This is a genomic window from Pseudomonas sp. GW821-FHT09C09 (genome assembly GCF_059418105.1).
In genome coordinates this window covers 673,476-685,553 of sequence record NZ_JBWKPF010000001.1, presented here as the reverse complement: position 1 = coordinate 685,553, position 12,078 = coordinate 673,476, and the positions used below count along the sequence as shown (strand labels likewise).

At 62.6% G+C, this 12,078-nt stretch carries 11 protein-coding genes; 3 read left to right on the top strand and 8 right to left on the bottom strand.

Going from position 1 to position 12,078, the window contains the following annotated elements; translation table 11 throughout:
* Positions 1-81 precede the first annotated feature (81 nt).
* The gene (locus tag AC07NR_RS03340; RefSeq protein WP_495077796.1) at positions 82-1,575 is read left to right on the top strand and encodes a sensor histidine kinase; all 1,494 of its coding nucleotides are present in this window, start codon (positions 82-84) and stop codon (positions 1,573-1,575) included.
* The gene (locus tag AC07NR_RS03335) at positions 1,544-2,974 is read left to right on the top strand and encodes a sigma-54-dependent transcriptional regulator (protein WP_119429847.1); all 1,431 of its coding nucleotides are present in this window, start codon (positions 1,544-1,546) and stop codon (positions 2,972-2,974) included. Before AC07NR_RS03340 ends, AC07NR_RS03335 begins: the two co-directional genes overlap by 32 nt.
* Here AC07NR_RS03335 and AC07NR_RS03330 read toward each other — a convergent pair.
* Positions 2,965-3,333, bottom strand: a complete 369-nt coding sequence (locus AC07NR_RS03330) for a hypothetical protein (RefSeq protein ID WP_495077795.1) — start codon at positions 3,331-3,333, stop codon at positions 2,965-2,967. The genes AC07NR_RS03335 and AC07NR_RS03330 overlap by 10 nt on opposite strands.
* Before the next feature lie 137 nt (positions 3,334-3,470).
* Here AC07NR_RS03330 and AC07NR_RS03325 point away from each other — a divergent pair, with 137 nt between their 5' ends.
* On the top strand, positions 3,471-4,277 hold the full coding sequence (locus tag AC07NR_RS03325) for a class I SAM-dependent methyltransferase (protein WP_495077794.1): 807 nt from the start codon (positions 3,471-3,473) through the stop codon (positions 4,275-4,277).
* A 49-nt stretch (positions 4,278-4,326) separates the two neighbouring features.
* On the opposite strand, the gene AC07NR_RS03320 is transcribed toward AC07NR_RS03325, so the two are convergent.
* The 7 genes from AC07NR_RS03320 to AC07NR_RS03290 all read right to left on the bottom strand — a co-directional run bounded on the left by AC07NR_RS03320 (position 4,327) and on the right by AC07NR_RS03290 (position 12,072).
* Entirely contained in the window at positions 4,327-5,019 is a 693-nt protein-coding gene (locus AC07NR_RS03320) for a GNAT family N-acetyltransferase (protein WP_305835344.1), read from the bottom strand.
* A 115-nt stretch (positions 5,020-5,134) separates the two neighbouring features.
* Positions 5,135-5,926 (bottom strand): ChbG/HpnK family deacetylase, encoded by a 792-nt coding sequence (locus AC07NR_RS03315; RefSeq protein WP_495077793.1) that lies wholly within the window; start codon positions 5,924-5,926, stop codon positions 5,135-5,137.
* On the bottom strand, positions 5,898-7,085 hold the full coding sequence (locus tag AC07NR_RS03310) for a GNAT family N-acetyltransferase (RefSeq protein WP_495077792.1): 1,188 nt from the start codon (positions 7,083-7,085) through the stop codon (positions 5,898-5,900). The genes AC07NR_RS03315 and AC07NR_RS03310 overlap by 29 nt, the downstream gene beginning before the upstream one ends.
* 4 nt (positions 7,086-7,089) lie before the next feature.
* Positions 7,090-7,779, bottom strand: a complete 690-nt coding sequence (locus AC07NR_RS03305; protein ID WP_085712100.1) for a GNAT family N-acetyltransferase — start codon at positions 7,777-7,779, stop codon at positions 7,090-7,092.
* 71 nt (positions 7,780-7,850) lie between these two features.
* Positions 7,851-9,770: a hypothetical protein gene (locus AC07NR_RS03300; protein ID WP_495077791.1), complete on the bottom strand. Its 1,920-nt coding sequence runs from the start codon at positions 9,768-9,770 to the stop codon at positions 7,851-7,853.
* Positions 9,767-11,074, bottom strand: a complete 1,308-nt coding sequence (locus AC07NR_RS03295) for a lipopolysaccharide biosynthesis protein (RefSeq protein WP_495077790.1) — start codon at positions 11,072-11,074, stop codon at positions 9,767-9,769. The genes AC07NR_RS03300 and AC07NR_RS03295 overlap by 4 nt, the downstream gene beginning before the upstream one ends.
* A complete protein-coding gene (locus AC07NR_RS03290) occupies positions 11,071-12,072 on the bottom strand; it encodes a polysaccharide deacetylase family protein (protein ID WP_423205315.1) in 1,002 nt (333 codons plus the stop codon). Before AC07NR_RS03290 ends, AC07NR_RS03295 begins: the two co-directional genes overlap by 4 nt.
* Between the last annotated feature and the right edge of the window lie 6 nt (positions 12,073-12,078).

Here is a 12,078-nt window from a genome sequence, read left to right as displayed (position 1 = left end):
GTATTGCGGTGATAGCCACCTACACTCACTCGTGAGGTGGCTGTAACCGGTTCGATACAAAAAAAACGCCAGGGCACCCCCATGCAACGACTGGAAGAACAACAAACACCGGCGCCAAACGTCGCGGCGGCCGCCATCAAGGGTTGGGGCGCGCAGTTCAATCTGCTGCGCTGGTTCTCGCTGGCCAGTTTTTTCATCATTGCCGCCGTGGCGCTGGGGCTGGGTTATATCTCCACGCGCTTCGTGGTCACTGAAAGCGTCGAGCGCGATGCGCTGCTCACTGCGCAATTCGTCCAGGCCATCGGCGATGCGGAAATGCGCCATGCCGGCATCACGCCGCTGCGCACCATGGGTGAAATGCTCGACCCGCGTCAGGACGAAAACTTTCCCGATGTCGATCCGATGGCCCACGGCGCGGCCCGGGCCGAGTTTCTCGATCACGTCGAACACCTGCCGGATGTGCTGCTGGCGACGGTCTATGCCCTGGATCGCTCGGTGATCTGGTCGACCAACCCGGAACTCATTGGCGTCAAGTTCGAGGACGATGACGAACTGGACGAATCGTTCGAAATGAAAGTGCCGGTGTCTTCCAGCTATCACAAGATCGACGACGAGAAACCCGAGCAGAAACTCTCCCGTGAACCCAAATACCTGTTCATCGAGAACTACATCCCGATGTTCAACGCCGATAAAAGCAAAGTCATCGCCATGGTCGAGATCTACAAGGAGCCGGCGGATCTGGTAGATCGTATCGACCGCGGGTTTGCCTCGATCTGGGCGGCGACGATTCTCGGCGGGGCGGCGATTTACCTGGGCCTGTTCTGGATCGTGCGGCGAGCCTCGACCCTGCTGCACAGCCAGCAACAGCAACTGATCAGCAACGAAACCTTTGTCGCCCTGGGCGAGATGTCCTCGGCGGTGGCCCACAGCCTGCGCAATCCGCTGGCAACCATTCGCTCCAGTGCCGAACTGGCTCAGGAAGTGGCCAGCCAGAGCGCCCAGCGCAACATCGGCGACATCATCAGTCAGGTGGACCGCATGTCGCGCTGGGTCCGGGAGTTGCTGGTTTCACTGCGGCCGATGAGTGACGACGGCGAGGCGCTGGAACTGCGCGCCGCCGTGGAAGATTCCCTCGGAGCGTTCGAGGCGCTGATACGGCGCAACGGTGTCGAGGTGCGATTCAACCTGCAGGACTGCCCGCCGGTGGTCAGCCACAAGGTGCTGCTGACGCAGATTCTCAATAGCCTGTTTGCCAACGCACTGGAAGCCATGCCGAAGGGCGGCGTGCTGAGTGTCGAGATTGATGCCCCCCACGCCGGCCAGGTCTGCATGACGGTGGGTGACACCGGCAAAGGCATGAACGCGCAGCAACAACAATTGGTGTTCAAACCCTTTTTCACCACCAAGCAGGGCGGCCTCGGGGTTGGCCTGGCACTGGTCAAAAGAATCATGGAGCGTTTTCAGGGTTCGGTCGTGCTGACCAGCCGCGAGCAGGAAGGAACCCGCGTCAGTCTCAACTTTAAAGTGGCATCGGGAGGGGAATATGGAACACAGCATTCTGCTGGTCGAGGATGACGAACTGTTGGCCGACAATATTCAGACCTACCTGGAGCGCAAAGACTTCGAGGTGACGGTTTGCCACTCGGCTGAAGACGCGCTGGGGCAACTGGAAAGCTTCATGCCGGACATCGTGCTGACCGACAACTCGCTGCCGGGCATGAGCGGTCACGACCTGATCCAGAAGCTGCGCATCAGCGCGCCGGATCTGAAAGTGATCATGATGACCGGTTACGGCAACGTCGAAGACGCGGTGGTCGCGATGAAGGAGGGCGCCTTTCATTACGTCACCAAACCGGTCGCGCTGCCGGAACTCAAACTGTTGCTGGACAAGGCCCTGGCCACCGAACGCATGGAGCGCACGCTGTCGTTCTATCAGGAGCGCGAGGCGCAAAAGTCCGGGGTGCAGGCGCTGATCGGCGAGTCAGAGCCGATGCTGCATCTGAAGAACACCATCGGCCAGTTGCTCGAAGCCGAACGGCGCATGACCGGTGGTGACCTGCCGCCGGTGCTGGTGGAAGGCGAGACCGGCACCGGCAAGGAGCTGGTGGCCCGTGCGCTGCATTTCGATGGCGTACGCAGCAAAGGCCCGTTCATTGAATTCAACTGCGCTTCGATCCCCGCCAACCTGGTGGAATCGGAGCTGTTCGGTCATGAGAAAGGTGCGTTCACCGATGCCAAGGACCGCCGCGTCGGGCTGGTGGAAGCGGCGGACGGCGGCACGCTGTTCCTCGATGAAATCGGCGAGATGGATCTGGTGCTGCAGGCCAAACTGCTCAAGCTGCTGGAAGACCGCACCATTCGCCGGGTCGGCTCGGTGAAGGAGCGCAAGGTCAATCTGCGGGTGATCAGCGCCACCAACTGCAACCTCGAACAAATGGTCCAGCAGGGCAAGTTCCGCCGCGACCTGTTCTTCCGCCTGCGGATCATCTCGATCAAGGTGCCGCGCCTGTATGCCCGGGGCGACGACGCGCTGCTGCTGGCCCGGCATTTTCTCGCCAGCCACGGCAAGCGCTACGGCAAGCCGAACCTGCATTTCAGCCAGCAAGCCGAAGAGTTGCTGCTCAATTACACCTGGCCGGGCAACGTGCGCGAACTGCGCAACATGCTTGAGCAGACCGTGCTGCTGGCACCGAGCGACACCATCGCCGCGCACCAGTTGAACGTGTGCATGAGCCTGGTGGACGAACCGTCGCTGCATCAACATCACGAGGTGCCGCACTTCGAGCCGCGTCCGGCGAGCAACACCGAGTCGATGAACCTGCCGGAAGTCGAGCGCGACATGGTGCGCAAGATGCTCGACAAGACCGACTGGAACGTCACCAAGTCCGCCCGCTTGCTGGGCCTGAGCCGCGACATGCTGCGCTATCGCATCGAGAAACTCGGTCTGGCGCGCCCGGACAAGCGTCAGTGGTAAACCGCACTGGTTCGTGGGTTCGGCGGGCTCAGGCACTCCAGCAGGCACGTCGGGTCCAGCACCTCGTCATTGACGTAGATGCCGCGCTCGGCATCGTAGGTGCGGATAAACACCCGCACCGTCGCATCGGCCACGGTCGGCAGCTGTGAGTCATGGAACACGTGGTGATCCGGGATGACGATAAAATCCTGAGGCGGCGTGTCATCGAACGCTCGCGGTGGTTGTGCATTCAGCGCCGGCGGAGCAGGGTGGGCAAAGGGCTGGTCGGCCCCGTAGTAATTGAAGTTGCTGTCGAGGGCTTGCGCCTGGGTGGCGGCGAGCAGACAGACGGATAACAGCAGCCGGTTGAGCGTTTGCATGGCGGCACCTGTGGAAGCGGTTTTCCCCAAGGCTATTAACTATAGCCGCCCGTTGGCTTACAAGTTCGCAACAACCTGGATCATCGCGCTCAACTAGACTCGGGCCGCTCAATCAAGAGCATCGTGCGGAGTGCGCCATGGAAGTGCCAAACAACAAGAACGCCATCGAAAGCAATCGTCAGGCGTGGAACGATTCGGCCCGTCACCATCAGGAATCGCCCGAGTGGAAGGCCTTGCTGAGCGAGGTCACCCAGACCGGTTTCTCCTGCCTCGACGAAACCCTGCGCGGGTTGCTGGAGCAGGTTGGCGTCGACGGAAAAGACGTCGTGCAACTGTGCTGCAACAACGGCCGCGAGAGCCTCTCGCTGTTCGCGCTGGGGGCGCGCAGTGTCGTCGGGGTCGATCAGTCGGCGGCATTTCTTGAACAGGCCCGTGTGCTGAACAGCCGTTCGCCGCACACGGCCGAATTCATCGAAGCCGATATTCACCACCTTCCCGAATCACTGCGTGGTCGCTTCGACGTGGCGCTGATCACCATCGGCGTCCTCAACTGGATGCCTGACATCGGCGAATTCTTCCGCCATGTCGCCTCGACCCTGAAACCGGGCGGGAAACTGGTGATCTACGAGACCCACCCGTTCCTGGAAATGGTCGATCCCGACGCCGAAGATCCGTTTCGCCTCGCGACCTCGTACTTTCGCCAGGAGCCGTTCGTGCAGCAGGAACCGATCGTCTACGTCGGCAAGGTCGAGCAACAGGTCGCGCCGTCGTACTGGTTCGTGCACAACCTCGGCGCCATCTTCACCGCCGCCCTCGACGCCGGGCTGAACATCGCGCACTTCAAGGAATACCCGCATTCGAACCGGGAAGAGGCGTATGACCAGTACCTGAACCGCGAGGCGCAGATGCCGATGTGTTTTACGTGGGTGGGGGTGAAAAACTGAAGTCCGAATTGAGCGTCACGAAGGCGGCCGAATGGCCGCCTTCTTCATTTCAGGCCTGCGCAGCCGCCGTCACCACCGGCCGCCCCGGTTTGCGCAACGGTTCCAGTCTCGAACCCTCATAACGCGTCTCGCGGAAGAACCGCCACTTTCCAAACAATCCATAGACGTGGGTGACGCGGCCCTGTTCGTGATAGCCCATACGGATGTGCAGCTTCAGCGCCGGGATGTTGTGGGTTTCGCAGACGTCCACCACCTTGTGGCAACCCTGGGCGGCCATGGCTTGCCAGAGGGTGACTTGTACGTCCACCGACAGGCTGCTGCCAAAATAGGCGCGGGTCATTTCGCCGCCGAATTCGAAGAACTCGCCGGGCTGGACCGGGAAGTTGCAGCCGTAATAGTGACGGTCGTGATAATCCCGGATGCTGCCCCAGATGAAGGCCACGGCGTGGCCGTCGGCGTCCAGGTACATGTGCCCGGTGTGGCCTTCGCTGGCGAGTTCGGCCATGGTCTGCACACGGTCACCGAAATGTTTGCCGAACGCGCCGGCATTCTGTGGCGTGATGTCGACTTTGCGCAGGCCTTCGTAAGGGCGCAGCTTGTGTGGCGGCACCGGGCTGATCAGGTCGCGCTCCATCCACAGCAGTTCCCAGTGGAAGAACACGTAGCGTTTCCACAAGGTGGAAAACGTGCGGCCCAGGCCTTTTTGCTTGATGCGTTCGCGCAGCTTTTCGATGACGCTCATGATGCCCTCCGTGGCCGAAGCCCGGGTGTTTTTGTAGTTGGCTTTTGTGGGTATAGATCAAGCTGGCAAGTACATTTCAAAGTGCCATCTTCGAAAGTGTTGCCAGTTGTGTAACTCAGTCGAGTGCCGCGGCACCGCGTAGAAAATCCTTGTTCAAGTCGGCGTAGGAAACCCGTGGAACCCCCGGCAGCCGGCGCTCTAGCACGCGACTCAGGGACTCTCCGGGTTGTAGATAAGCATCACCGAAATCGGCCCCGAGCTGATTCGGGTGGGCGACGATTTCCAGCACACCGTCGGTCGGCGCAGGCTCGTTGCGCAGGTCCACCGGGGTGCACACATAGTCCGCCGTCGCACCGGCCAACCCTTGCAGACGACGGTTGAGCAAACCCTTGAACAGGCGCTTCGGCAGGCTGAGGTTCTGTCCCAGGTTGCGCGCCAGTCGCACCGGTACACCCTGGTGTGCGGCGAAGCGCGCGACGATCTCGCCGATCGGCCAGATGTTGTGCACGTGCTGATGTGAATCGATATGGCTCGGGCGCACGCCGTGATCGACACAACGTTGCCACTGCGCCTGCAATTCTTCCTGCACCGCTTCACGATCTTCACGACCCAGCCACAGACTGTGCCGCGCAAGGCTCAGATCGAAAACCCCGTGGCTGTCGCAGAAGGTGGGACGGGCGAGAATCCTCTGGCTCAATGGCCGGCCATACGTCAGGTTGAAGTGCAGGCCGACCCGACCTTCCAGCATGTGATGACGAGCCATCGCACAGGCGGCTTCGAAGGCCGGCATGTTGGCCATGGCCGTGGCGGAACTGATGACCCCGGCCTGGAACGCACTGAAGATCACCGCGTTTTCGTTCGGGCTCAGGCCGAAATCGTCAGCGTTGACTATGACTTGGCGAGGCATGTTCGCCCTCCGTGGTGGGGTGGGTTGCCGGTTTCACAAGAGCTGCGGGTTTGGTGGTTGCCTGTCTGGCCCGCCACTGTTGCAGCTTCGGCTTGAGTCGCTGCCAGAGCCGTAATCCCAGCCCCAGCAAAACACCGCTCGGCCGCCAGGAGTAGAAGCTCCAGCGCCAGTGCTCCAGTTGTCCGGTCATGCGTTCGTGCAATTGATGGCTGGAGTTTTCCAGGCTGACCCGCGAGGCATCGATCCAGCTCCAATGGTCATCCAGCCCCCAGCGTATCCATTCCTCCAGCAACACCCGACCGCTGCCCAGGTCGGCGTATTGCGGCAGGAAGGCGAGGTTGTAATCGTAAAGCCGACCCTGTTCGAGCAGACCGAGCCGGTAGCTGATGCAGCGGCCGTCCAGCTCCAGCGTGACGACGCGCACCAGACCCTGGGCGGCGAGGGCAGTGAAAGCGTTTTCGATGCAGCGTCGGCTGCGTTCGGTGGCGAAGATGCCGACGCCTTCGTCGCCTTTCCAGCTGACCGCTTCGACTTCGCGGATGGCTTGCAACAGCGGGCCCATGGTCAGGGCATCGGGCGTGATTCGCCGCACCACCGCGCCACAGGCGGCAATCCGTTTGCGCGCGCGGCGCAGCTTGTAGCGCGGATCGCCGGAGACTTCCTGATGATCGGCGTCGCTGATCAGGTGCACCGGCACCCGACAGCTCAGGCGTCGTTCGGCGTTGGAGCTGCGGGCCATCCATTGCGTGAGGACACTTTCCTCGCCCGCAGGCTCCGACAGTTCGTTGAGTTGCAGCAAGGCGTGGGGCATGTGCTGGCGAATCAACAGCAGCGCCTGGCGCATGTCCTCGGCCGTCAACACAGACAGCAGCGCGAGACGATCCGCCAGCGGATAACCGAGGTGATGCACCACGGCAAACGGTATCCCGCCAAAGCGTTCACGGCCGGCCACCAGCGGCAGGCACAGGCGCAATTCGTCCGCTTCCCAGCCCAGCAGAATGTGCAGATGCTCGTTCGTGTCGAGTGTCTGCTCTGCCGCGATCAACCAGCCGAGGCTGTTGAACGGCGTGTGATCCGTCACCCGCAGGCGCAGCGCTTCATAAGCCGCTGCCGGGAAGTCAGGGGCGCACAACGAGGTGCGCCATTCGAATCGCGCCATAGGCTCAGGTCGCCGTTGCTGTGACGGAGGGACGGGACGGTTTGCGCAACGCATCCAGACGCGAGCCGCTGTAGCGGGTTTCGCGGTAGAAGCGCCAGCGGGCGAACAGGGTGTACACGTTCATGATCCGTCCCTGCTCGGTGTAGCCCATGCGCAGGTGCAGCTTGAGCGCCGGGATGTTGTGGAATTCGCAGACATCCACGACCTTGTCGCAGCCCTGGGCGGCCATGGCTTTCCACAGTTCCAGTTGCAGGTCCACCGACAGTTCGGTGCCCCAATAGGAACGGGTCAGCTCACCGCCGAACTCGAAGAACTCACCGGGTTTCACCGGGAACATGCAGCCGTAATAGTGACGGTCGAAATAGTCCCGGGCGCTGCCCCAGATGAAGGCCACTGCATCGCCGTGATCGTCGAGGTGCATGTGCCCGGTGTGACCTTCGTTGGCCAGCTCCGCCATGGTGCCGACGCGGTCACCGAAATAGCGGGCGAAGGCGCTGGCGTTGTCCGGGGTGATCTTCACCACCCGCAGCGGCGGATACGGTTTGAGGCTGTGGGGCGGCACCGGGCTGACGAGGTCGCGCTCCATCCACAGCAGTTCCTGATGGGAAAATACGTAGTGTTTCCACACCTTGGCCAGCGTGGCACGCAGGCCTTTTTGTTTGATGTGTTCGCTGATTTTTGTCACAACGTTCATGGTCGTTACTCCTGATGACGTGGCATCGCGCGGAAAGTGGCCTGCGCGGCAGGACATCAACGGGCGGTTCATCAAGTGCGCCAGCTCAGGGAAAACAGGGTCTGCCCCGGCAACTCGAAGCGCACGCGCCCGTCCTGACAACGGTACGGCGCGTCGCGGCTGCGGTTGTCGGCGCCGAAGTAGCGCAGGGCGCCGTTGTTCAACGGGCACTTGGCCCCCGCCAGATCAACACGCTGCAACCGCGTGCCCTTGTTCACACCCAGCAAGCCGCGCTGATCGTCGCCGGCCATGGCCAGCACATCGACTTCGAAGGCATCGTTTTCCAGCCACAGCACCTTGTGCAGCCAGTGTTGCTGGATGAACTGCTGGGCCAGGCCCACGGGTTTGAGTTCGAAGTGCTGTTCATCCGCCGAGACGCGCAACATGCCTTTCGGATATTCCGGCTCATCGGCGGCCTGGAACCAGTTGAGCATGGTCAGCAAGCCGTCCTGGGAGGCGTTGATCACCACCGAGGCCCACCACAGCGAGGTGTAATGGGTTTCCTGATCGTAGGGGCTCAGGCTCGATCCGCTGGACAGATTGGTCTGATCCAGCAGCAAGACCTTGCGCGGCTGGCCCTTGGCATCGAGGCCCACCAGATCGGCGGCGCGGCGCACGCTGTCGCGGTACACGCGGGTGGCGAGCAGGTCGCGGATCATCCATTCATGCCAGGCCAGTGCATCGACCTGATCGGCAGATTCGCCCAGCAGGCGCCGGGCCCAGTCGATGCCGCGTTTGTTCGCGGCGTTGTCGGCGAACGGGCCGTTCACCAGCCGCGAACTGGCCGGCATCGCGATGCGCACACCGGCCCGGGCGTTGGCCGGATCGCTGCGCACCTGGCGGGCCATGCTGGTGAAGATCGAACGGTACTGCTCGTAGCTCGAATAATTGAGGTTGGGCTCGTCGGCAAAGCCGATGTAGTGCGTGCCTTTGCCGCCAAGCAACCGAGTGCTCGCCAGCCAGGCGTCGAGGCCGCCGTTGCTTTGCACGTCGGCGCGCAGGTCGGCCTGACGCTGGCTGCCGGCGAGCAAAGTGATGTCCTGACGAATGCCGAAACGGTCCTGATAGACCTGGCGAAACGCATCTTCGAACTGCGGCTTCTTCGCCGTCACGTCGACGAAGCTGTAGTAACTGGCGGCCGTCGGTTTCAGCGCATCGAGGGCGGCATGGCTGGCGGGCGGCGGCATCACGTAGGGCAGGGCGATGCCCAGGTCCGGCGTGCGGCCGAGGACTTTGTCGTGCAGGGTCAGGCGGGTCTGGCCGTCGTCCTCGCGCAGCGGTTTGAGCTGCTGCGGGTTCTGTGCGAACAGATTGGCCGTGCCGTCGAGCCAGAACGCCGCTTTACCGCTGCCTTGCAGACGCAGGCGCCAGACTTGCTCACGGTCACTGACCGGCAGCGCGACCTGATCGAATTGCCAATAGGCGCGATAGGGTTTCAGCGCCAGTGAAAGCTGTTGTCCATCGCTGACCCGCTGCGCTTGCAAAGCGCTGACGCCACCGTGGAACTTGCCTGCGAGCACCGCGTGTTCACCCGGTGCAGTCTTGAAAAACAGCTCATCGCCGTCACGAGTCTCAGCGCTGAAATGCACCTTGGCCGGGGCGAACAACGCGACCGTATTTTCGTCGTGCTCGACCCGGTAATTACGAAAGCTGTAGCCGGGGATTTCCAGCTGATAACTCGCCGCGCCCGGCGCCAACGGCCAGCTCTGGCTGCCACGGGTTTCGCTGGCCTTGATGAACCGCTCGCCCTGTAATTTGCCCTGGCCGTCGAGCAGGTACAGGTGCTCTTCGTTGGCGTCCGCCTGCCACGCCGGCGCCCAGCGCACGGTCACGGTGTCGGGGCGATCCGCTTGCAGGTACAGGCTGCCGTCACGAATGTCGCCCCAGCGCATCGACGCCGCGAAGGCGTCCAGCGACAGGCCGAGACCGAGCAGCAGGGCCAGGCGTTTCATGCAGCCTTCCGACGTTGCAGCATCAGCCACATCGGCGCGATGTCGGCGGGCAGGATGATCAGGGTTTGCCAGAACGGCACGCCGCTCAACCGGCAATACAACACCAGCATCGCGACGGTCACCGCCAGATAGGCAATCGACGATGCCGCTGCGGCGCCGACAATCCCGTAAGTCGGGATCAGCACCACGTTCAGTGCCAGGTTGAGCAGGGCACCGAGGCCCATCAGCAGCGATACGGTGCCGGGGCGATTCTTGCCCAGCAGGTCGAGCCGCAGAATGCTCGCGTAGCACAGGCCCAACAGACCGGGCAGCAACGCCAGCAGCGCCGGATACGCCGGCTGATAGGCGACGCCGAACAGGGTGACGATCAGCCATTCGCCGATTACCGCCATGGTCAGGCAGGCGCCGAGCATTACCGTGGCCGTCAGGCGCAGGGCCAGCGGGGTGACCTTGTCCATGCCTTCGTCCTGTTGCAGCAGGCGTTTCATCAGCGGCGTGGTCACCGCTTCCGGGACGATGAGCAGCAGTTCGGCCGCTGCGCTGGCCATGGCGTAATGACCGAGCGCGGCACTGCCGAGCAGGGCGCCGATGAACAGGTAGTCGGAACGCAGGATGACTTGCTGGAACAACAGGTCCGGATGGCTGCGGGCGCTGTAGCGCAGCAGTTCGTTCTGGCTGGCGCGGTCCCATTGCAGCTGCAACGGCTGCGCGCGCTTGAGCCATACCCAACCGGCCAGCACCACCAGACTGATCCCGGCCAGCCAGCTGATCAGCGCCGCTTCCAGTGCCGCTTCCTTCCACATCCAGAACAGCGCGAGAAACAGCAGCAGTGGTGCCAGGGATTCCACCAGACGCAAGGCATTGAACGCGACCACGCCGCCGGACGCATTGTGCAACGTCAGCAGGCCGCTCTTGAGCACGGTCAACGGCACCGCCAACAGCAACAGCCACGCCAGCAGGCCCAGTTGCACGGTCACGTCCAGTTCACTGCCGAACTCGCGCACCAGCGCCACCACCAGCAAGGTCAACAACCCCGCCAGCAAGCAACCGAAGACCAGCACCTGAGCCAGCAGCAAACCCATCGGCCGTTGCTTGGCAGCCTGGTAACCGACGGCGGAGTTCAAGCCACCGCTGGTGGCCGCGCTGATCAGGTCGGGCAGGGTGCTGAGCAGGGCAAACAAGCCGCGCTCGCTGGGGCCGAGGATCCGCGCCAGCAACACATTCCTCAGCAGGCGCAGGGCGATCATCGCCAGTTTGGTGCCCATGCTCAGCGCCAGATGCTTGAGGTAACTGCTTCGACTCATGGTCGCGTCCCGCGAAAGATCCGCCACGACAGCAGCTCGGGGTTGCGCGCCGTGCGTTGACTGACGCCGAAGCGCGGCAGGTTCAGCGGATCGCCGGCGCCGCGATAGATCCCGGTGCCGGTGCCGAGGGCGAACGGATAATCGTGGCTGGCAATCTGTTCGCGAACTCGCGCGTCGTTGTCGCCGTTGGGGTAGCAGTACACCGGCAATGGCCGGTTGCAGCCGTTGTTCAGGGCGTCGCGGCTGCGGCTGATTTCTTCGCTCAGGCGCACATCGTCGAGCTGGGTGAGGATCGCGTGGCTGGCACCGTGAGGGCCGAAACGCACCAGTCCCGAAGCCTCCATCGCCCGCACCTGATGCCAGTCCAGCGCCTGGGGCAGTGACTCTGGCGGGCATTCGTTGGTCAGGCGTTCGAGGATCGAAGGGTCGGTGTTCTTCAAGCTTTGCAGATAGTGCAGCAACGTCAGGCTACGACGATCCACATCGATGTCGTCCATCAGCACCGGCAATGGATGGTGGAGCGCCTGCAGGCAGTCGATCAGGTGCATGCGCGGTTTTTCACCGTGGCTGCCCCACAGGGTTTCACCGATGCTTTCCCACCAGAAGCGCTGACGGCTGCCGATGAAATCGGTGGAGAGGAAAATGCTCGCCGGCACCTGATGCTTTTGCAGCAGCGGAAAGGCGTTGGCCGCGTTGTCGCGCCAGCCGTCATCGAAGGTCAGCGCCACTTGCGGGCGCTCGCGGCGCAGGGCGTTGGGTTGGAGGATTTCCATCAGCGGTACGCAATCGAAATGCCTGCGCAGCCACACCAGCAAATGCTCGAAGGCTTTCGGGCCGACGCACAGTTCGTTGCGATGCGGCAGGTCGGCGGCGCGATCGTTGGACAGCACCCGGTGCAACATCAGGATCACCCCGGCGCCGTGCAACTGGTTTCGTCCCACGGGCGAGTTGAGATAGAGCCAGCCACTGGTGCGTTTTATCAGTTGTTTGATCGCCATGGCTTG